The 21,093-nt window shown below is 66.6% G+C and carries 20 protein-coding genes and 1 tRNA gene; 14 read left to right on the top strand and 7 right to left on the bottom strand.

Annotated features, from left to right (window positions below; genetic code table 11):
• Nucleotides 1-148: 148 nt before the first annotated feature.
• Together PGH47_RS18370 and PGH47_RS18365 are read left to right on the top strand one after the other, a co-directional pair.
• Nucleotides 149-991 (top strand): alpha/beta fold hydrolase, encoded by an 843-nt coding sequence (locus tag PGH47_RS18370; protein WP_271664335.1) that lies wholly within the window; start codon nt 149-151, stop codon nt 989-991.
• A gap of 493 nt (nt 992-1,484) precedes the next feature.
• Nucleotides 1,485-2,291 (top strand): hypothetical protein, encoded by an 807-nt coding sequence (locus tag PGH47_RS18365; protein ID WP_271664334.1) that lies wholly within the window; start codon nt 1,485-1,487, stop codon nt 2,289-2,291.
• A gap of 20 nt (nt 2,292-2,311) precedes the next feature.
• Here the strand turns inward: PGH47_RS18365 and PGH47_RS18360 are convergent, their stop codons facing one another.
• Together PGH47_RS18360 and PGH47_RS18355 are read right to left on the bottom strand one after the other, a co-directional pair.
• Complete coding sequence (locus PGH47_RS18360) at nt 2,312-2,716, bottom strand: hypothetical protein (RefSeq protein WP_271664333.1); 405 nt, start codon at nt 2,714-2,716, stop codon at nt 2,312-2,314.
• 278 nt (nt 2,717-2,994) lie between these two features.
• Entirely contained in the window at nt 2,995-3,153 is a 159-nt protein-coding gene (locus PGH47_RS18355; protein ID WP_271664332.1) for a hypothetical protein, read from the bottom strand.
• A 2,145-nt stretch (nt 3,154-5,298) separates the two neighbouring features.
• Here PGH47_RS18355 and PGH47_RS18350 point away from each other — a divergent pair.
• On the top strand, nt 5,299-6,582 hold the full coding sequence (locus PGH47_RS18350; protein ID WP_271664331.1) for a hypothetical protein: 1,284 nt from the start codon (nt 5,299-5,301) through the stop codon (nt 6,580-6,582).
• Between the two features lie 132 nt (nt 6,583-6,714).
• On the opposite strand, the gene PGH47_RS18345 is transcribed toward PGH47_RS18350, so the two are convergent.
• The 3 genes from PGH47_RS18345 to PGH47_RS18335 are packed head-to-tail and all read right to left on the bottom strand — an operon-like array spanning nt 6,715 to nt 8,855.
• Complete coding sequence (locus PGH47_RS18345) at nt 6,715-7,362, bottom strand: hypothetical protein (RefSeq protein WP_271664330.1); 648 nt, start codon at nt 7,360-7,362, stop codon at nt 6,715-6,717.
• 24 nt (nt 7,363-7,386) lie between these two features.
• The gene (locus PGH47_RS18340; RefSeq protein ID WP_271664329.1) at nt 7,387-8,064 is read right to left on the bottom strand and encodes a YdcF family protein; all 678 of its coding nucleotides are present in this window, start codon (nt 8,062-8,064) and stop codon (nt 7,387-7,389) included.
• A complete protein-coding gene (locus PGH47_RS18335) occupies nt 8,061-8,855 on the bottom strand; it encodes a GntR family transcriptional regulator (protein WP_271664328.1) in 795 nt (264 codons plus the stop codon). Before PGH47_RS18335 ends, PGH47_RS18340 begins: the two co-directional genes overlap by 4 nt.
• 468 nt (nt 8,856-9,323) lie before the next feature.
• Here PGH47_RS18335 and PGH47_RS18330 point away from each other — a divergent pair, with 468 nt between their 5' ends.
• From PGH47_RS18330 to PGH47_RS18285, 10 genes are all read left to right on the top strand, one after another.
• Nucleotides 9,324-9,587, top strand: coding sequence for a DUF6284 family protein (locus PGH47_RS18330; protein WP_271664327.1), 264 nt, complete (start codon nt 9,324-9,326; stop codon nt 9,585-9,587).
• Nucleotides 9,584-10,462 carry a DUF2637 domain-containing protein gene (locus PGH47_RS18325; RefSeq protein WP_271664326.1) on the top strand — a complete coding sequence of 293 codons (879 nt, stop codon included), beginning with the start codon at nt 9,584-9,586 and terminating at the stop codon, nt 10,460-10,462. The genes PGH47_RS18330 and PGH47_RS18325 overlap by 4 nt, the downstream gene beginning before the upstream one ends.
• On the top strand, nt 10,462-10,833 hold the full coding sequence (locus tag PGH47_RS18320) for an RRQRL motif-containing zinc-binding protein (RefSeq protein WP_271664325.1): 372 nt from the start codon (nt 10,462-10,464) through the stop codon (nt 10,831-10,833). The genes PGH47_RS18325 and PGH47_RS18320 overlap by 1 nt, the downstream gene beginning before the upstream one ends.
• Nucleotides 10,803-11,156, top strand: a complete 354-nt coding sequence (locus tag PGH47_RS18315; RefSeq protein WP_271664324.1) for a DUF6251 family protein — start codon at nt 10,803-10,805, stop codon at nt 11,154-11,156. Before PGH47_RS18320 ends, PGH47_RS18315 begins: the two co-directional genes overlap by 31 nt.
• Before the next feature lie 267 nt (nt 11,157-11,423).
• Nucleotides 11,424-13,211, top strand: coding sequence for a MarR family transcriptional regulator (locus PGH47_RS18310; protein ID WP_271664323.1), 1,788 nt, complete (start codon nt 11,424-11,426; stop codon nt 13,209-13,211).
• Nucleotides 13,212-13,260: 49 nt separating this feature from the next.
• Nucleotides 13,261-13,713: a hypothetical protein gene (locus tag PGH47_RS18305; protein ID WP_271664322.1), complete on the top strand. Its 453-nt coding sequence runs from the start codon at nt 13,261-13,263 to the stop codon at nt 13,711-13,713.
• A gap of 89 nt (nt 13,714-13,802) precedes the next feature.
• The gene (locus PGH47_RS18300; RefSeq protein WP_271664321.1) at nt 13,803-14,672 is read left to right on the top strand and encodes a bifunctional DNA primase/polymerase; all 870 of its coding nucleotides are present in this window, start codon (nt 13,803-13,805) and stop codon (nt 14,670-14,672) included.
• Between the two features lie 2 nt (nt 14,673-14,674).
• Nucleotides 14,675-16,150 (top strand): ATP-binding protein, encoded by a 1,476-nt coding sequence (locus PGH47_RS18295; RefSeq protein ID WP_271664320.1) that lies wholly within the window; start codon nt 14,675-14,677, stop codon nt 16,148-16,150.
• 488 nt (nt 16,151-16,638) lie between these two features.
• Nucleotides 16,639-16,839 carry a helix-turn-helix domain-containing protein gene (locus PGH47_RS18290; protein WP_271664319.1) on the top strand — a complete coding sequence of 67 codons (201 nt, stop codon included), beginning with the start codon at nt 16,639-16,641 and terminating at the stop codon, nt 16,837-16,839.
• Nucleotides 16,839-17,987, top strand: a complete 1,149-nt coding sequence (locus tag PGH47_RS18285) for a tyrosine-type recombinase/integrase (RefSeq protein ID WP_271664318.1) — start codon at nt 16,839-16,841, stop codon at nt 17,985-17,987. Before PGH47_RS18290 ends, PGH47_RS18285 begins: the two co-directional genes overlap by 1 nt.
• Before the next feature lie 67 nt (nt 17,988-18,054).
• On the opposite strand, the gene PGH47_RS18280 is transcribed toward PGH47_RS18285, so the two are convergent.
• A tRNA-Arg gene (locus tag PGH47_RS18280) sits at nt 18,055-18,130 on the bottom strand.
• Between the two features lie 208 nt (nt 18,131-18,338).
• Between PGH47_RS18280 and PGH47_RS18275 the strand changes: the two genes are divergently transcribed.
• A complete protein-coding gene (locus tag PGH47_RS18275) occupies nt 18,339-18,926 on the top strand; it encodes an NADPH-dependent FMN reductase (RefSeq protein ID WP_271664317.1) in 588 nt (195 codons plus the stop codon).
• Between the two features lie 436 nt (nt 18,927-19,362).
• Here the strand turns inward: PGH47_RS18275 and PGH47_RS18270 are convergent, their stop codons facing one another.
• Complete coding sequence (locus tag PGH47_RS18270; RefSeq protein ID WP_271664316.1) at nt 19,363-21,045, bottom strand: IclR family transcriptional regulator domain-containing protein; 1,683 nt, start codon at nt 21,043-21,045, stop codon at nt 19,363-19,365.
• Nucleotides 21,046-21,093: the final 48 nt, after the last annotated feature.

Raw genomic sequence — 21,093 nt, 5'->3', positions numbered from 1 at the left:
TCGGCGGTAGCTCCCCTGGCAAGCCCTGGGCATGTTCCCGCTTGCCGCCCACGGTCGACCCCTCCATGACTTGCGGCTACATCTCGCCGCACGGCAGCCATGTCCACCTACCGGCGTGGCTGAAATCTCCGCCTCGAAAGGGCTCCCCATGTACCGTCGTCCGCGCCTTCGGCGTGCCCGCACTCCTCTCACTCTCGCAGCCACGGCAGCAGTCGCCGCCAGCCTTTTCGCCGCGACACCCGGTCCGGCGAACGCAGCCAAGACCCAGATCTCAAAGGGCAGCAAGCCCACCGTCGTACTCGTCCATGGTGCGTTCGCCGACTCCTCCAGCTGGAACGGCGTCATCAAGAAACTCAAGGAGGACGGCTATCCCGTGATGGCCGCGGCCAACCCGTTGCGCGGTCTGAGCAGCGACGCCGCCTCCGTCAAGAACCTGCTGGCCAGTATCAACGGGCCCGTGGTCCTCGTCGGCCACTCCTACGGCGGAGCAGTGATCAGCAACGCAGCCCACGGCGCCGACAACGTCAAGGCCCTCGTCTACGCCGACGCCTTCCTCCCCGACAAGGGCGAGAGCGCCAATGAGCTCGTCAGCAAGTCCGAGGGAAGCGTCATCGGCGACGTGCTGCGGCCCGTCCCGATCACCAACGCCGACGGCTCCAAGGACTTCGACTTCTACATCGACCAGTCCAGGTTCCGTCAGGCGTTCGGCGCGGATGTCCCCGCAAAAACCGCCGGCCTGATGGCAGTTACCCAGCGCCCGGGGACCGGCACTGCCCTTAACGAGCCCTCTGGTGAGCCTGCCTGGAAGACCATCCCCTCCTGGGCACTCGTGGGCACCAACGACCGGATCATCCCCAGGGAACTCCAGATCCACATGGCCAAGCGTGCCGGCGCCCACATCGAGGAGATCCAGTCCTCCCATGCCGTGAGCGTGTCCCACCCGGACGCCGTCACCCGCATGATCGAGAAGGCGGCGCGAACGGTCCGCTGACCGGCGCACTCCGTGGGCGGCATGGTGTGCCGCCCACGGGAACGGCAGGCCCACCTGACCGGCAGCGGTCCAGTTTCCGGCCGGATAAGGCGAAGAACTGTGCGTGGCTGAACGTACGGGCCACGATCGACAGGTTCCGCGCCACCGTGAACCAGCCGGGCGGCTGCTGGACCGGCGCTGGCTGAACGGGTCGCAACAGTCCACAGTCCGTGGCGGCGGCGACTCGCCCGAACCTCCAGGCCTTCTGATTCCCAGGCAAGGGAGCGGCCATGTCCTTCAGCGTGCGCCGCGCCATGCTCCAGGCGCATGCTGGAACGACGGCAACGAACCTGGCTGCGGCGCGCGCATCCGTGACACCGCCTGGGTGCAGCCGTGGCACATCAGAAGCTTCTTGGTGGCCTTTGGGTGCCGGCGCCGAGCGCGCCGCACGACCTCGCGCCCGATTCCCCGAAGCCCAGGCTCGCCTTGATCGTGACGACGAGGAGGGCGCGCGATGTCGGATCAGTTGAACGCCGCACTTTCGGGACAGGCCCCTACAGCGCTTGCCGAAGACGTCTCTATCGCGACCCCACTGGCGGCACCGCGCATCGCCGGTCGTGACGCTGCGTCGGCAGCTCTCGGTACCTACCAGCGGGCGCTTGCCGCGCCTGAAGCTACTGTCCGGCTCAAGGGAGACGGGGTGGAGGGGGTCGTGTACAGCGCGAGCCCCGGCGGACGAGAGACAGAGATCGTGGCGCTCGCCCGGCACAACGCTGCGGGTCTGATTGACACGATCGACGTCTACGGCCGGCCGTGGCCATTCATGGCCGCTCTGCGCGAAGTGATTGCGAAGACAGACCCCGCTCTCGCAGACCCGAGCCTCGGACCCGAACCGTATGCCCCGGATGGGCCGACACCGGTCTGGGTCGACCATCCAGCTGTCCCGCCGCTGGCGCAGGACGTCACCCTGTACTCCCCGATCCTGCGCGAAGAGCCGACGGGGAAAGCTGTCGTCGGGCCGGTCCTCAAGGCAGCGGCGCAAAGCTTCAGCGACCTCAAGGTCCGTGCCGTCCTCGACATCGAGGGCCAATCGGGATTCGCGGTGGTGATCGACGAATACGTGGACGGCGGCCACGTTCAGCAACTGGTCGAGATCTTCACGCTGAACGACGCGGGAGAGGTCGGGGCGATCCGAATCTTCACCCGCCCATGGCTCGTGACCGCCCATTTCCGCAAGAGCATGTATGCCCTGTTGAAAGACACTCTCGGCCCCGAGTTCTGGGAGGGGCCAGACACGGAAGACCCCTTGCCCACCCCGTGACATGAGGCCCCCGTTGGGACTCAGAGACAGCCTCCTGGCGACATCCAGCGATGACCGTGCGGCGTGCGTGGAAAGCCGGGTACAAGAGTTGTCCGGGCGGGATGGGCAGCGGTGACGAGCAGGCGGCCCCCACGGCTAACCGCTGTGCGCCGCAATGCCTGGTGCTTGCCGACGTCCGGACGGTCGCCGGTCTCGGCCTCGGCCTCCGTCTCGGCCTGCTCGTGGAGATAGATGTCCTTCTTCGTGAGCGGGTCCTGCCCGGCGTAGACCCGGACCTGAAAGCCGGCTCCATTGGGGCGGATACTGCTGCGCTGACGCCGCTTGCTCTTGTTGTTCGCCGTGGTTTGGAACCTATTCGTGGTTAATGCCACGGCTACGACGAACAGCGCGCCTACCCGCAAGGGGTAAACGCGCTGGTCAGGCATGGTGCCCCCGGCAGGATTCGAACCTGCGACACCCGCTTTAGGAGATCATCCGAGCGGACGCAGGGGCAGCAGGGTTGCTTCCCGTACCTGCCCCGCGAGGCGCGCGGTTGGTTCTCCTGATACGGCAACGTGCGTCGATGTTGCCGTCAGCTAGTGCCGTCACCGCGGCGTACGTGGGCTAGGCCCAGCGAGCGCTCGCTGGGCCTAGCCCACGTACGCCGCATCAGTGGTGACAGAGGCCTGAGCACCATGCGTTCCGACCTCGACTGGTCCAGCCCTCATTTGCCGAGCAGTTCATGAACCAGCGCTACAACTACGGCGCCCACCCCGATCGCGACCCCCATGCTGGGGTCGCGGAGCGCCACGTAAACAGTCACCGTGCCGATGAGAAGAAGCACGAGCATGCGCACGCTGATCTGGTCGTCGTTGTTCCTCATCACGCCGTACAACCCTTCGTAGCCGTGTGAGGGGCCTGACCACGCGCATGAATGACGCGATGCCACAAGCGTTTCGCCCGCTCACCTGTTATCCCCCTCGATGGGGTCGGTTGGTGAGCGATATCGTGCTGTACTTGGCCGTTCGAAAGCGATACAGATCGAGTTGTTTGAACGATATTGTGATTTCGCGCAGGTCAGGAGACGGTGGACGATACATTCTGAACGAAAGCGAACGGCCAGACCGAAGGGTGTTCAGGTGTCTCGAGTAGATCCGTCTCAGATCCAAACGCGCGGAGACCTAACCGAGCAGCTTGCCGACCTGTTCCATCAGGGCAACTGGAGCATCGCACGCCTCGCAGCGAAATCGGGCCTCAGCGGTGCCACCGTCCATGCCCTGATCAATGGCACTGCTGGCTTGCCGCGGGCTGCAACCCTAAAGGCGTTCGTGTCTGCGTGCGGCCAGGAAGGTGAAGCATGGCTTTCCGCACGCAGTCGAATAGCTCGGGAAGGCAAGCAGAAGAACCCTTCAGGGGATCTCCAACATCCCACAGTTCACGGGTTCTGGCCGCAGTTCATCGGCGCTGATCTCGCCGTCGTCCTTGGACCACATCAACTCAGTAAGTGGGAGCCATCGGGTCTTCTTGGGGTCGGGTGCGCTTTTGCCCTTACTGAAATTCAGCGATACCTGGACCGAATCGGTGCTCAGCAGCACAGGGTCGTACACAGTAATCGTGCCATGAGTGAATCGCGACGCAATGGCCTCATTCTAATCGGCGGACCAGACGTGAATAGGATTGCTAAACAGGCCTTGGAAAGAGTACCTCACACGCTCGACTTTGAGAATCCTGATGAGCATGTTGTGGCGTTGCGGGACGCTAGGAGCGGTCGACTCTACTCTCCGCGTTTTCGCCACCCCGGAGAAGGAACCGACTTTGGCCTCCTCTTAAAGGCGAAAAATCCTTTCGATCCGCGACATGCAGTCCTAATCATCGCGGGTAGTTTCGGCTACGGCACCTGGGCCGGCGCAAGGCTAGCTTCCGACATCACTTTCCTGACAAATCCATTGGTCGAATCCCAAACTTCGTTCGAGTGCCTTTTCGCGACCGATGTTGTCGATGGGAGTCCGCAAGCGACCGAGGTTCTAGTGCTTAGGTCACTAGAAGAGAAGGATCCGTCACGCGAAGCATGCGATAGAAACAGTCTTAGAGCGCCCGAGCTGAATGAAAGAGCAACTCGATCCCTAGCGTACCTCTGTGCCAATAGGCACGAGATCTCGCAATACCTACATAACTCTGGCTTGAGTATTTCCCTAGTGGATAATGTGGTGAGTGCAGCTCTTGACGGCGCAAACATTGAGGAGGATATCCGGCTACTGCACCAGGCGCTGCAATGCACTGGTGACGTCGGCAGTCTCTATCGCAACGCCGCCACCCGTGGTGTGCCGCAATACGTTACGTTGTCGGGCCAAACCAAGGGTGTGTACGAGTGCCCTATCGCACGGTGCGCCCGCCTTGAGCAGCCACGTGCCTCGACCGCCACACCGCGGTGTTGGGTCAGTGGAGAAAACCTGCGCCGGGCGCAACTCGATTAGCGTCATCGAGCCTCGACTTGTGGCGCCCTGCACACTGTTCGGATCGCCGAGTTAGGAGATCACCTGGGCGGACGTAGGGGCAGGACGGATGCTTCCCATACCTGCCCTGCGAAGTGCGCGGCTGGCTCTCCTGATACAGCAACGTGCCTCGATCCTGATACAGCAACGTGCCTCGATGTTGCCGTCAGATAGTGCCGTCAAGCTGGAGGCCACCCGTCGTGGTTCCTACTGGCCAGCAGCCGACATTTTCAGGTCGCATCAGCCACCTTGTAAAATTGCCCATTCGTGATGGCGCAGCGTCCAATGGATTGTGAGCGGACTCATGTGGCCCCAAATGGTGCGTGTACTTCACTCTGATGCCCCATGACATGCCTTGGGTCGTGCCGCCGTGGCTGTCGCTGTTCGGGGTGGCGGTGAAGTAGGGCCGGTTGTCACGTAAGCAGGGCGCAAAGGACGTATCCGTGGTGGCGGGCGAGCGCGATGACGGCGGGTGCGCTTGTGGGAACGGCGTTTCCTTTAGGAGATGAGAAGCGACTCCGCTAGCATCCGGAAACATGTCTGACCTTTATTGGGCTGAACTAGGCTTTACCATTTTCGCGATTCTGGCCTTTGTCTTGTCGGATGTGCTGAGATGGCATGAAGAGGTCCTGCCGTGGCGGCGACTTCTTCTAGTTGTTCTCGTCCTTGATGGCACAGCGTTCGCATTTAGTGCGGGTGACGACATGCATAGTTACCCGGCGGCTCAAGCGCTTTCTTCGTTGCTTCGATTCGTCGTCGGTTTCCTCAACCTTGCAGCCGCATGGCTAATTGTGAAAACGGGCCCTCCGAGAACAGTTCCTGGATTCCGAGGAAGTTCGATCGGTAGCGACCCGTGGGCGCTCCCCATCGTACCCATGGCTCAAGCGGCTGCTGTACCCATGCTGTTTATGCCTGTATGGATCGAACTACGCAGCCCTGTTCGTAGCGAAGGGGAGGATATTGTACTCTTGGCAATTTCGGCATCCCTATTGCTTTATGCCGTAATTGGCGTCCTTATGGGCTTGACGCGAGGGCATATCAAATTTGGTTGGGTCGCTTTCGGTTCGCTACTTCCCCTGGCTGGCGTTTTTCAATTCTGGTTCCTTAATTTCTATAAACCGCTGCATGATCAGCCGAGCCTGGACGTAGACGTCGCGATCAAGAAAATCAATTACTCTCGGGGGATTACTCGCCTTCAGGGCACGGTCAGTTTGAAGAACAACGGTCAGGCGACTGTCGATGTAGTGGGGGCGATGTATGCGATCACGGGGAACCGATTCAAGTCTGGTACTGGTATGCGCCCAAAGGATGAGACTGCCCAGCTGCGGGCGGAGGGGGTAAGCCGGAAGCGGTATGGAGTGCATGTGGCAGTCTTGAGGGCTGACCAACTAGCGGTAGCCGGGAATGATGTGGCGCCAGGGCAGAAGAGGTCAGAGACATTCGTTCTCGACGCTTCAGACAAGGATCAAGATTTCGTTCGCCTGACTGTCCACCTGTTTGCTCTGCCTCACGTGGGAAACTTCGATCCGCAAAACTGTGAAGAAAAGAAGAATCCGCTGGTCGTGGTGTGTAAACAAGTAAGGCTTCCGGGGGAGAGTTTGGTCAGTGAGGTGCTTGGTGACCGACCGCGTGCTCGCAGTCTCATCATCGCGCCGAAGGGTGCCGTGCCCTACTTGGACTCCTACTACCTATCCGAGGATCATCAATCTGATGGCATGCCAGGAGGTGATGATCGGAATTCTCTTTACGATCAAAGAATTGCCTCCATTGTTCGTGATCAAGCTACAGAATCTACGACTGAGTATAGGCTAGATCCGTAATGGAGAACGGCCGCGTGAAGTCGGGAGCCTAGTTTGGCAGCAAGCGTGATCGGAAACCGTGCGCAATTGCCCTGCGCGGTGTGCGGCGATACGAGACCCGCAACGACCCCGAGGGGGAGGTTGTCCACCTCGTCACTGACCGGGAGTAGCAGCCCGCGATACAGACGTTGTCGGGGCCTCTAGGGTTGGAGAGTTGGCGATCGTTGGGGGCTGAAGAGGATTTTGTTGCCCTTGGCCAAACCAGTAACCGATAATTGCTCCGGCGATGCCGGTGACCGGGGTGACGTAGAGGCTGAACTCCTTCGCAGCAACCCCAGCGATCATGGCGACCCAAGGGGAGGCGATGATCGCAAATACCACGGCAACCAGCGCCCAGCCGCGCACTCCCTCTGCGCGCCGGATGAGCCCAGACTGTTCAAATGCAAGATCTGCCCGATGCTTTCGATCAGCAAGTTCAACTTCCCAGCGCCGCTCGATCTCGCGAAAGCGAAGCTCGGCATCAATTTCCTCGGGCGTTTCTGGGCGTCGACCAAGATGAAACGACGGCTGCTTTTGCTCGGCCGTGAGCTGTTGGTTCCTTTCCGTGAGGGAAGTGACCTGCTGCGTCAGACTGGCTAATTCGTCACGCTGGTCGGCCCACAGGCGTAGTTGAGTATCGGCGTCCTTAACTCGGAGCCGTACTTCGGTGATCCAATCCCCCTCGGAGGCAGGCATCCTGCCCATCTTCCATTCATGTGGGCGTCCATCGATGAGGAACCCTTCCGGACTCACTTCAGACACGCGCGTCCCCCTCCTCCTGCGTGATCAACGCGACCGTTTGCCGTGGCTAGCTTCCTCTGGGACTAGTCGGCTCGTGAACCCCTCGCCGCGCAAGCGCTCGTACGCCCCGACAACCTCGTCGGGGATCTGCTGCTCGATCATGAACCCTTGGCGCGGATACACCATGAGTCGCTGCTGGGCGCCTACCAGCATGTCAATCACGAGGCGTGCGTCCTGGATCGAGTCGACGTACTCAGAAAGGGTCATGGGTGTCGATGAGCTCACCCACTCCACGTCCGGCCAGAGCTTGCGCGCCGTCGCATACGCGCGTCGTTCCTCGTACGGCTTGCTGACCAGCAGGACAGACGAGACGGGGATGCGCCGCTCTTCGAGCAGAGTGCGCGAGAAGCGGATGTTCTCGCCCGTGTTCCGGGCCTTCGGCTCGACAAGGATGGCATCCGCAGGAACCCCCAGCTCCACGGCGCGGTCCCGGTAGTGCTCAGCCTCGCCGCGTGGCATCCGCTCGCGCGTCGTACGGCTGGTCGCTCCCGTGAAGACGATGAGCGGTGCCATGCCTCGGTGGTACAGATTTGCGGTGGCGTCAGCCACTCCCAGGTCGTGACTGCCGAGTCCTATCGCGACGGAGCAGAGGCGCGGCTCGTGTCCCATTTGCTGGAAGTCCCAGAGCCGCTGTGCGTCCGCCCACGCCTGAGTTGAAATCACTTGCTCTCGTCCTCCGTGTCCGCCGAGTCGGGCACCTTGAAGTCATACGCCCACGCGAAGCGCGTAGCTGCGTGGACCCCGATGGCGAACTCCACCACAGTCCCGTCGGCTGTGTACGTGGTGCGGTGAAGTTCCACCACCCATTCACCAGGAGATAGCTGAAGGAGTTGAGCCTCGTTGGTCGTGGGCACTCGTGCGAACAGCTCCTCCTTCATGTGGTCGATCTCGTATCCGGCGTCGTAGAGGACGCGGAAGCCGCCACCACGGCCAGCGGGACCCGGAGTCGGGTCAACGATGCGCGTCCCCTCCACGTGCTCGGGACGGTAGTAGCTGGTCAGCGTGTGGGTTGGCTGGGCACCTTCCTTGACCAAGCGCGCACGCGCATACACCTCAGCGCCTTCCGGTAGTCCGTGAGCCTCAGCCACGAGCGCCGGCGCTTTCACGCGGCTGACGCTCTGGGTCTGCTCGTTCCTGCGGTACGCGCGACCAGACGCCACGCGGTCCGCGATGAACGCGACCTCGTCTCCGTCCCGCCACTTGGCTTTGTCGTAACGCGCGATGCCAAGCCGCTTGAGCGGTGCTTGCTGCCGGACGACCGTGCCGTGGCCTCGTGAGGAGGTCACCAGCCCCTCGGCTTCCAGAGCCTTGTAGGCCGCGTGGACTGTGGACTTGGACCCTTCGCCCGCCTCCACAAGGTCTCTGATCTGCGGCAATTGGTCGCCGGGCGCGTATTCGCCGTTCCGGATCTTCTCCGCGATCCGGTCCGCAAGCTCCCGCCATTTGGGCGCCATGCAGAACCTCCTCTCAACGGGACCAGTGAAGCACAGTCCCAGGACTGTGCGTCATTGTCTTCTCAGTCGTTCCGCAGTCCTAGGACAGTGGATCGGGAGAGCCTTCTTTGGGCTGCTCCGAACACGCTCGGCGAACCCCGTCCTCAAGAACGGGAGCCCCTCTGACCAGGGGTTACCGCGCTCGCCGGAAGCGACTGTTCCTTGAGAACTGAACAGCGTGCCAAGGGAATCCCGTCCCCCCTTCGCAAGCAAGAGGGCGGGCGCGTAGGGGTTCTGTCCCGTGCGCGGTACAGCGCAACTTCACCTTTCCGCAGCTCAAGGGCGGCGGCCGGTTGCCTCCGCTGCTCGTCTCGTACGAGCGGCGCTGAGGGGAGCCGGAACAACCGACTTCAACGGCGTGAGCCCCCGGTGCTGGAACACCGGGGGCTCTGTTCGGGCCGTTGCCACCTGCTAGGGAGAACACGACCCATGGATCACATCGTCACTGTTCAGGAGGCTGTTACCGCGTTCGAGCCGTGGATGGAACCCACGGACGCGGAGCTAGACGCCATCGACGCGGAGATGCTCGTCATCCGTGCGGAGATGGAGCTGCTGGACGCGCAGATCATCGTCATCGACCGCACGCCGTGCGAGCTGGACGAGCGGCGCCTTCGGCGGGCCCGCCGGCGCGTGCTCGCCGCACACCGCGACCACGTCAACAGCCTCACCGAGGTGCCGGGCGGGGCTGCATGAACCTGCACCGCAAGGGCCGCGCGGCCCTCGTGTTCGCGCTGGTCGTCGTGGTCGCGATGGCCTTCCGGGTGTCCTGGAATGCCCTGCGGGACATCGCGGGCGCCATCGGCGCCGACGGCACGGCAGCGACGCTGTACCCGTTCGTGGTCGACGGCCTGATGGCCCTGGCCCTGATCGCCACCCTTGTGCTTTCGGGCAAGGATCGGGTGTTTGCGCTGCGGGTGCTGGCCGCCTACACGATCGCCTCGCTAGTGCTGAACTCCGTGCACGGCCTGGTGCCGGAGCTCCACGGCCGCTCGGTCGACTGGGCTCGACTGGCCGACTGGGACCCGGCGAACTGGGCGCTCGTGCTGCTCGCCACCTCGCTCCCGGTCGGCTCGATCTACTTCAGCTCCGACCTGGTGGCGAAGGTGCTGCACCACCGACCCGCCCCGATCGAAAACGCGGAGGAATCGACCAATACCGAGAGGAATCGGTCTAGGTCTGACCTCGCGGTATCGACCCCGGAGCCGATCACGCCGAACGTCACGGCGCTGCCCCGACCGGTGGCCGTCGGCTTCATCAAGTCGACCATCCCGGCCAAGCCGCTCCCCTCGATCGAGCTGACCCCGGCCGTGCCGATCGGATCGCGTGCGGTGGCTGCCGAGTCGACGCGTCCACGTGGGGCGACGGGCCGTGTGCCCGATGCCGCCCGCACCCCGCGCCCGAAGCGGACCCCGGATGAACTGCTCGATGAGGCGCGGAAGGTGACGGCCGATTGGCCGGACACCCGGCTGACCGCAGAGGGTATCCGCCGCGAGGTCCGCACCTCCCCGGCCAACGCCCGGACCCTGCGTGACACGCTGCGTGCCGAGCGCGGCCTCCAGGCCGGGTGATGGCCGCGCTGCCCGAATACCGGTGGCGGCTCGCCCCGGACGGCTACGCCACCTACCGCCAGCTCCGCGCACGCGGCCTGCGCCCCGGCGGTCAGGGTGTGGCGGCTCAGCTCGAACGGCCGCGCAGGCGTCGTCCGCCGCTGGTCGCGTACCTCTACCGCATCGACGCGGCGAAGCCGGTGCGGCCGATGACGCCTGCCCGGTGGGCGTCCCTGGCCAAGGCGAACGCCGCCCGCCGCACCTGCCCCGAGTGCCGCCGCGACGCCGGATACGTCATCCCGCCCTCGCTCGGCATGTGCTCTGCCTGCGCTTTCCCCGACAACGCCCCGGAGGGTGCGTCATGGAACAGCTCCCCGCACACCGTCCGCTGACCGTCGTGCAGCTGCCCGATGGCAGCCACGTATACGCCGACCCCGCCTCCCTTCCTGCTCAACAGTCCTCCGGTCCGCAGGTTGTGCACATCCACCAGGCGCCGCCGGACCGCACGGTGCAGCGCGTCGCGCTCGGCTCCGGCGTTGGTGCCGGAGCCGTGGCGGCCGGCGTCTACTTCGGCCCGCTGCTCGTCGGCGCGCTGACCGCCATGGCCGCGAACCTCGCCATGCTCGCCATCCTTGCGCTCGTGCTCGGCTGGGCCGTCGTCACCGTGGTCCGCGCCGTCAACGACGGCGGCAAGAGCGGCCGCAAGGGCTGCTGAAGCACCCCGAAGCCGTAGGCGGCCCACAGAGCCTTTGAGGCCCCTTCCGGATGGGGTTTGACCCCCGGAAGCCTGTTCGGCCGCCACACACCCCGTAGCGACGCTGCGTGACGGAAGTTTCCGTCCTCGCGCGCGCACGCGTGGGGGCCCCTGTCGGAAACCAGGAAACCGGAAACCTGCTCACTCCGCGTAACACGCGCGTGTGGTGACGGGCCGTCGCAGGGCCCGTCACCACCAACCCACCCATCCGGGAAATGAGGATCATTCGTGAGTCACGGTCAAGTCTGGCGCACACACCGCCAGTACGCCGCCACCGCCGCCCACTGGAGCGCCGATCACTGGCGCAAGGAAGCCGAACGCCGCCAAGCTCTGCGCGCCGAACGCAAGCCGCTCGTGCGCGACGCCCGCCGCGCGCTCGCCACCGCACGCGCCGTCGACCCCGAGGGCGTCACCTCGCTGCGCCACCGCGCGGAACGCGAACTGCGCACCGCCAAGCGCCGCGTGCCCGACCCGATGTGGCTGTTCGCCACCAAGACCGCCGCCGCGCTCGGTGCCGCCGGGTACGTGTGGCTGCCGCAGGTCTCCGCACGCGCCTGGGTGTGGTCGGCCATCGCCGTGGTCGCCGCCGTCACCGCCCTGTCCGTGTGGATCGCGGTGCGCGAGCGCGACACCACCGGCCTGAAGCCCACCGTTGAAGAGTCCGCACTGCTGAAGCGGCTTCAGCCGCAGCACTGGAAGGAGCACGCCGAACAGCGCGGCCTCGACGGCACGTTGACCGGACGGCCGAAGCTGACCGAGGCAGGCATCGTGTGCGCCGTCCGCCTCGACGGGAAGTGGACGCCGGCCAAGCTGCGCGCGGCCGAGGACCACATCCGCGCCCTGCTCGGGGCCCGCACGAGCCTGCGCATGCAGATCAAGGCGGGCAAGCAGGGCGGCTGGGCCGAACTCATCCTGCGCACCCGCTCGGCTGCCGACGGCGATGACCTGAAGTGGACGCCCGAGCGGCGCTCGCTCGGGGTCGACACCGTCACGGGCGAGCAGGTCACCGTGCCGCTCGGGGAACGCCTGCTCATCGCCGGACGCTCCGGCGCCGGAAAGTCCGTCGCATCCCGGCCGCTGCTCTACGACGCCTCCGAGGGCGAGTCGAACGCACTCGTCATCATCGACCTCAAGCGCGTGGAAGGCCGCCTGTGGGACCACCGGGCGCGCGTCGCCTCCACCCCGCGCGACGTCGTCGACGTCGTCGACGAGCTGGAGACCGAGATGCTGGAACGGGTCGCCATCCTGCCCAAGGGCCAGGACACCTGGACCCCCACCCCTGACCGACCCCGCATCACGGTCGTGGTCGACGAGGGCGCGGAAGTCATGTCGGCCGCGAGCAAGGTCCCCTACGAGACCGAGAGCGCCGACGGCAGGACGCGCACCGTCAACCGCTCCGCGCTGCCGGGCCTGGAGTCCATCGCCCGCATGGGCCGCGCCGCCTGCATCGACCTGTGGTGGATGACCCAGAAGCCCACCATCGACGACGGCATCCCCAAGCAGATCGCCCCGCAGATCGGCGTCTCCATCTGCCTCGCCGTACGCACCCCCGCCGAAGCCCGCGTGGTCCTCGGCGAGGACGCACAGGCCAAGGGCTGGAACGCCGACGAACTCCCCGTCCCTGGTGTGGCGCTGGTCCGCGACGGCAAGCGCAAGCCCGACCCGGTCAAGGTCCGCTACATGGACAAGTCCGTCGTCATCGCCCTCCCGGACCGCACCCCGTGGTCCCGGACCGTGGCGCCGGCGGTCGAAGCCGGGGGCGTCCCGACGCTGACTCTCGTCAAGGACACCGCGCCCGAGGCAGCACCGGCCACGGACAGCGCCGTCGCCCGTGTCCTGAAGGCCATCGAGACCGCCGACGAGCCGGTGCAGCAAAAGGACTTGGTCACGATCACGGGCCTGTCCAAGGGCGCCGTGTCCAAGGCCGTCAAGACCCTCACCACCGGCGGCACGATCGTCCGCACCTTGGACGGCCGACTGACCGCCACACGCGGCGACGACACCGCCGCCGCCTGAACCACTCCCCACCCACCGCAACGATCTTCACGGCTGACAGGGAGCCTCTGTGTCCTTCGAGATCCGGATCATCTGCGACCCCGCCGACAGACTGCACGTCGTTGCCGCACTGGACGACGCATTCAACGCCGGAACCGTGACCGTCTACCCCACCCAGGACGGCGAGAAGAACCGCCTCTACGTCCGCGCCGACCACAAGCACACCCCTGAGCGGGACGTCACGCAGTGGCCCAACGCCATCCAGGCATACACCAACGCACCGGAGGCGGCCACCGAGCTGGAGTGGCTGCTCACGAACGAGGACCAAGGGCGTGAGTGGTGGCTGCGCCGCGCCGCCCTCACCGACCGCATGGCACACGGCCTCACCCCCGGCCACACAGCCAGCACCAGCAACGCCCTCGACCTGGCCTCCCGACTGATTTACCTCGACGACGCCTTCGTTGCCTGCAACCCGCGCGCCTACGTCCGCCAGCAGTACGCCCTCTGGGCCAAGAACCGCTAGCTACGCCAAGGGCGGCCCCTCCGTCTCGCCAAAGTCGCGGGGCCGCCCTTGTCCACCTGCCATCTACAGACCTGTGGAGGTCTTGCAGCATGACGCAACCGACCGACATTCGGGGAGAGCACCTGCGTACCGCTCTCTCCCTGGCAGCCTCCGGGGTGCCGGTGCTGCCGTTACGAGCCGGGAAGGTGCCGTTCGGCAACTGCCGGGCCTGCGCGAAGAACGCGTGCGGCGGCCGGCCGAACATGAAGACCCCCGGCCCCTGCACCTGCCCGCAGCCGTGCCACGGCTGGGCCGCCGCCACCACCGACCCCGACGTCATCAACTCGTCCACGTGGCGGGAGGCGTGGCGTGACGCGGCAGCGGTGGCTTACCACCCTGGTGGCGCCGGTCTCACCGTCGTCGACCTCGACAACGCGGAAGCCATCGCATGGGCCCGTGCGAGCCTGCCCGCCACACAGGCCGTGCCGACGACCCGTGGTGAGCACTGGCTCTACCAGGGCACCATGCAGTCCGCCAACGCCGTACGGCCCGGCGCCGACATCAAGTCCACGATGGCCTACGCCCGCTGGCTCGGTCCCGGCACCGGCACCGGCACCGGCACCATGACCACCTTGCCGGACGAGGTACGGGCGCTCGCCGTGAAGGAGCCCTCCTCGGCCCGGCCCCCGCAGGTCGTCACCGTGGGCGCCTTGGGCGGTGGTGGGGAGTGCCGCCACCGCACGCCCGTCTACCTGGAACGCGGCATCGCCATGGCAGAGCAGCGCATTACCGAAGCGTCCAGTGCGGTCCACGCCACGGTCTATCGCACCTTCCTGGCTGTGCTGTCCACCCACGGCCGGTGCGGCTGCCTCACCGACGCCCACATGGCGCGACTGTTCACCGTCGCTCAGGCCAAGGGGGAATCACCGCGGCACTGCACCGACGCGTGGACCAATGCCCGCACCGCACTGGGGATGTAGCCATGTCCGAGGACGAGAAGACGCCCGCCCGCCAGATCATCACCGACTACGCGCAGGAGCACTTCCGGTACTTCCGCACCATCGACGGCACCGTCTACGCGCAGCGGAACGGTCACCCTGTGGCCCGGCCCATCCGCTCTCAGGGCACGACGGGGAGCCACCGGCAGGAACTCATGGTCGGCCTCTTCAAGGACGGGGTCGGCGTGTTCAACGGCACGGCGCTCAAGGAGGCGTTGGACTTGATCGAAGCACTCGCGCTGACTGAGGACGTACAACCCACCCACATCCGCGTCGCCCCCGGGTTCGACGGGGCGACCTGGCTCGACCTGGGCCGTGACGACGGTACGTCCGTGCGCATTCACCCCACCGGCTGGGACATCCTCACCCCCGAGCCGCGCGAGGTGTGCTGGCGGCGCACCCAGCTCACCGGCGAACTCCCCCTGCCCGCCAAGGACACCAACGGCAAGGGCATCGACCTCCTGCTCCGCCTGTGCAACTTCGCCGGCGCCGAGACCGAGTGCCTGGCCATCGCCTGGCTGATCGGCTGCCTCGAACCGTCCGTGCCCGTTCCCGCGCCGTTCCTCACCGGCCCCCAAGGCGCGGGCAAGTCCACCGGCGGCCGGATGCTCGTGCGGATCATCGAGGGCATGAGCGGTGACCTGCGCCGGGCGCCGAAGGACGAGGAGAACATGATCACGGCCGTCGCCGCCGGATGGGTCACCGCCCTGGACAACCTCTCCCACCTGCCCCCGGACCTGTCCGACCTCATGTGTTGCATCGTCACCGGCGCCGAGAGCATCAAGCGCGCGCTCTTCACCGACGGCGACGTCGTGCGTTCCCGCTACCGCCGGCCCATGCTGCTGACCGGCATCGACGTCGGCGTCATCCGCCCCGACCTCGCCGAACGCCTCCTCCCACTCCGCCTCGTCAGGCCCCGGGTGCGGCGCACCGAGGCAGAGCTGTGGGCGGAGTACGCGGAGATCCTGCCGGTCGTTCTCGGCTCCCTGCTTGACCTGACCGTGAAGGTACGGGCCGCCGAGGCGGAAACCCCCACCGACCTGCGGATGGCCGACTTCGCCCACCTGTGCGCGCAGCTGGATGCGGCGACCGGCTTCGGCTCGCTGGCCGCCTACCGGGCCAGCCTCGACGACCTCAACGACGACGTCATCGAAGGAGACCTCCTCGCGCAGACGGTCCTCAAGCACGCCGACGGACTCGACGCGGGCGAGGAAGTCCGTATGACGTCATCGGAGTGGCTGCACTGCCTCACCGGCCTCTACAACGGCGAGGAGTGCCGTCCCCTGCCCAAAGGCTGGCCCACCACCGGCAAGGTCCTTTCCGACCGACTCAAGCGGCTGCAACCGACCCTCGCCGCACGCGGCGTCCTTATCGACTGGGGCCGCACCAGTGCCGCCCGCTACATCGAGATGACCCGACCCCCGCTCTCGCCAACGAGCGAGCAGGAAGCGGCGTTCTGACCCGTGCCACCACGGGGGCCGCACCGAACAAGCAAGAGGAGCACCCATCGCCGAGGTGGTGCTCCTCTTGCTTGTTCCGGCGGCGTGCCGCCGCCCAAGGTCGCGCCGCGCAGCGGCTCCTTCCTCACGTCCTGAGCCGCACTGCACCACCACAGACAACCACCCCCTCTCTTTTTCCTAAGAGAAGACACCCTGCGTCACCCACGTCACCAGCCACCCGAAACCGGTCCCTGACCAGCGGCTACAGCAATGACGCAGACGGCCAAACCTGCGTCATCCCGCGTCACACGCGTCACGGATGACAGAACCCCGCCCCGCCCCATGACACGCCCCGAGCTGCCCGCGTCACCGCATAACCGCAGGTCAGAACCCCAAATGACGTGCGTGACGCGATGACGCAGAAATCTGTGCCTCGGACACACGCGGGCTCCTGAGACGCCCCTAACCAACTCCATTCGCAGGCCCCGCCCTCTACCGGAGGTCTCAACGTGCTGACCGTCGTCGCGAACGACCCTCAAGCCCTCACCGTCCCCGAGGCCATGACCGCTCTGAGGCTTAGCCGCAGCAAGGTCTACGACCTGATCCGCTCCAAGCAGCTCCCGAGCTACACGTCCGGCCGCGCCCGCCGCATCCCGGTCGACGCCATACGCCACTACATGCAGGACCGACTTGAGGAGAACGCAGCCTGATGGCCTCCCGAAAGAGAAACCCCAATGGTGCCGGCAGCATCTGGCAGCGGAAGGACGGCCGTTACGAGGCACGTGTGTACGTCCCTCAGCCGGACGGGACTCGTAAGCGCAAGACGGTATACGGAAGTACGTGGGAGGAGTGCGACACCAAGCGCCAGGAGCTGGTACGCCGGGACCGTCAGGGCATCCCGACGCCGACTCGGTCCGCCAAACTCTCCGAGTGGCTGCCGTACTGGTTGAAGCACTACGTCGAGCCGCGCCGCAAGCTCAGCACCTACGACAAGTACGAGACACACGTGCGCCTCTACCTGATCCCCGTGCTGGGTACGAAGCGACTGGAGACGCTGAGTGTCGCCGACGTGCGCCGCTTCATCACTCGCATGCAGAACACCCACACAGCCGCGACTGCCAAGGAAGCACACCGGGTGCTGCGCACCGCACTCACGGCGGCCGTGCGCGAGGAACTGATCACGCGGAACGTCGCATCCCTGGTGGAACCGCCGCGCGTGAAGCAGCGGGAGATCCGGCCGTGGTCCCTGGAGGAAGCGCTGACCTTCCTTGAAGCCGCACGTCGTGATCCGCTGTACGCCGCTTTCGTGCTGGCCGTCGCCATGGGACTGCGTCGCGGGGAACTGGTGGGCCTGCGCTGGTCGGACGTAGACCTCGACAACCGGGTCTTGCACGTACGTCAGCAGACTCAGCGCCGGCGCGGCACGCTGTACGACGACGACCCCAAGAGCCGCCGCAAGCGCGTGGTTCCGATGCCTGCACTGTGCATCGCTCCTTTGCGCTGGCATCGGCTGCGGCAGCGAGAGACGTTCGCGCGCACTGGCACGACGTGGTCTGAGGAGGGCTACATCTTCGCCACGCGGAACGGCCGGCCTGTGGAGCCGCGCAACGTCTATCGGTCGTTCACGCGGGTCGCCGCCGATGCAGGGCTACGAGTGGTCCGGCTGCACGACGCGCGACACGGTTGCGCCACGCTGCTGACGGCGGCCGGCGTCGCGCCGCGCGTCATCATGGAGATCCTCGGGCACAGCCAGATCAGCATCACGATGGACGTGTACACGCACGTCGTGCACGACACCCAGCGGGAGGCCATCAGCCACATGGACCGCCTACTCCGGCGGCGTCCGCCGGCCGCCTGAGAGGGGACTGCCGTCAATTGGTGCCGTCAAAACGGCCCGGACCATGATCGGTCCGGGCCGTTTGTGCTGGTGCCCCCGGCAGGATTCGAACCTGCGACACCCGCTTTAGGAGAGCGGTGCTCTATCCCCTGAGCTACGAAGGCGGAAGGTGCCCTGACAGCGTAGCGGATTCGTTCCTCGGGGTTCGCCCTGGTTGTGGGTGAGAGGGGAGGGGGCGGTGATCTTCGGTCGCCGGCGGGGCTGGTCTGCTTGACCTCAAGTTTGCTTGAGATTTTACGTTGCTTCTGCGGGGTCGGACCGCAGGTGCCCCCGCCAACACCCCATGTCGCCTTCCTGGATCGAGGTACCCCTATGTCCGTGTCCCCGCTCAAGATCGGCGTTCTCGTCGGCAGTGTTCGGCCCGGGCGGTTCGCTGATCGGGTTTCGCAGTGGTTTCTGTCCGAGATCGGGCGGCGTGGCGACATGGAGACGCATGTCATCGACCTGTCCGAGCCCGACCTGGCCTCTGAGCTCAAGCTCACCCTCGAGCGGTCCGACGGGTCCGGTGACGCTCCGACCCTCGCCGAGCGCATCGGCGGACTCGACGGATTCGTCGTCGTCACGCCCGAGTACAACCACGGGTACCCGGCGTCGCTGAAGCTCGCCATCGACTACGTCTACCGGGAGTGGCGGGCCAAGCCCGTCGGCTTCGTCTCCTACGGCGGTATGGCCGGCGGCCAGCGAGCCGTCGAGCAGTTGCGTCAGGTCTTCGCCGAGCTGCACGCCGTCACCCTGCGCGACACGGTCAGCTTCCACATGGCCTGGGAGCAGTTCGACGAGGACGGGCATCCCCATGATCAGGACGGCACCGCCAAGGCCGCCTCCGTGCTGCTGGACCAGCTCGCCTGGTGGGGGCTCACCCTGCGCGAGGGCCGCGCAGCCAGGCCGTACGACGGCTGAGGCGGCAGGTGCCGCGACCGTCGGCACGAGCGCGGGGGTGATGGGTGAGCGCGATGACCGGGACGACCGTCGGCACGAGGGCTGGCGGCGAGTGAACGCGGCGACCGGCACGACCGTCGCCACGGCTGATCGCCTCACCAGTCAAGCCGTACCCGGATCCGTCAGCCGTACCCGGATCCGCCCGAGCGCACCCCTATCCGTCAGCCGTACCCGGATCCGCCCGAGCGCACCCCTATCCGTCAGCCGTACCCGGATCCGCCCGAGCGCACCCCCATCCGCCACCGTGCCCCTATCCCTCAGCCGTACCCGGATCCGCCCGTGCGCACCCCTTTCCGCCCGTGCGCACCCCTTTCCGCCCGAGCGCACCCCTATCCGCCACCGTGCCCCTATCCGCCAGCCCTACCCCGATCCGGCCGGGCGCCCCCTCACCCCACCCTCACCCCACCCCCACCCCACCGAACCGCCCCGCCACCCGCAGATCCCCCTCCACCCGGCCGGCCGTCTTCACCAGCTCGGGCAGTACCTCACGTACGCACTCCTCCACCGTTCGCCGCGCCGCATGCATCGCCACGTTCAGGGACGCGACCACTCGGCCCGTGCGGTCGCGGACCGGGACCGCCACTGAGCGGAGGCCTGCCTCCAGTTCCTCGTCGACCAAGGCGTAGCCGTGGGTGCGGACGTGGGAGAGGGTCGTCTCCAGGGTCGCGGGATCGGTGACGGTGCGGGGCGTCAGGGGGCGCAGGTCGTGCAGGGCGGAGGACAAATGGCCGTCGCCCTCAGGGAGATCGGCCAGCAGTACCCGGCCCATCGACGTCGCGTACGCCGGCAGTCGCGTGCCGATCGTGATGTTCACGCTCATCACGCGGCTGGTGGCGGCCCGGGCGATGTACTGGATCTCCTCGGCCGACGGCGTCAGCACCGCCAGGGACGCCGACTCATGGACCCGGTCGGCGAGTTCGACCAGGTGCGGGGTCGCGATCTGGGCCAGGGACGTGCGGGACAGGGGCGGGTAGCCGAGGGAGAGGACACGGGGGGTCAGGGAGAACGCTCGGTTGCCCGACGGGCGTACCAGGCCCAGGTGTTCGTAGGTGATGAGCGCACGTCGGGCCGTCGCGCGGGCCAGCCCGGTCGCGTTGGCCACGTCCGTGAGCGTCAGCTCCGCCCGGCCCTCGCCGAACGCGGTCAGTACGGTCAGCCCGCGCGCCAGCGACTCGACGAACTCCCGCCCCAGTTCCTGCTTGGAGGCGCCGGTCCAGGTCGCGAGGCCCGCCGGAGCGGTCGCGGGGCGCGGTTCCGGCGCCTCGCGCAGCTCCCGCTCCATGTCCGCCACCGCCGTCCGCAGGCGGGGCAGGAGCGTGTCGCGCAGGTCGGCGGCGGTGTGCCGGCTGGTGTGGCTCACCACGTTCGCCACGCAGGCGATACGGCCGCCCGCCCGCGGATCCCGTACCGGCACGGACACCGCGACCAGCCCCGGCTCGATCAACTGGTCGTCCAGCGCCCAGCCCTCCTTGCGCGCCCGCGCCGCCCGGCGTTCGAAGTCCACGTCGGAGGACGCGTGCGACTGCCACGGCGCGGCCGGGAAGCCGCGGTCGTCCGGGTCCGCCGCCCTGCGCTCGCGCCATGCCTGCCACTGCGCGTCCGGCCATTCCGTCGCGAACAGCGGACCTGGCGAGGTGCGTTCGGCCGGGAGCAGGTCGCCGATGCGGAAGCTGAGGGACATCGCGCGGCGGCGGGTCGCCTGGTGGATGAAGCGGATGCCGTCGTGGTCGGCGACCGCCAGCGACACCGACTCGTCGAGCTCGTCGGCGAGCGCGTCCGCGTGGGAGGCGAGGAGGGAGGGCAGGGCGAGGGCCGCCAGGTAGGCGTTGCCCAGTTCCATCACGCGCGGCGCCAGCACGATGTCGCGGCCGTCGAGACGGACGTACCCCATGCGCGCGAGCGTGGACGTGATCCGGTCCACCGTCGAGCGCGCCAGCCCGGTGCCGCGCTCCAGGCCGCTCGCGCTCAGCGTCCCGCCGGCCTCGGTCAGCCGCCGCAGCACCGTCACACCCCGAATCAGCGGCGTGACCGCCTCCGCGGGCACGGCACGGTCGTCGTCCAGGGTCGTCTTCGCGGGCATCGGCTCTCCGTACGGCGTTCGCGGCAGCCTCAACCGTAATCCGCCCCA

The sequence above is a fragment of the Streptomyces sp. HUAS 31 genome (assembly GCF_028198125.1).
GTDB classification, from domain to species: domain Bacteria; phylum Actinomycetota; class Actinomycetes; order Streptomycetales; family Streptomycetaceae; genus Streptomyces; species Streptomyces chartreusis.
This window is presented reverse-complemented; position numbering and strand designations above follow the sequence as displayed.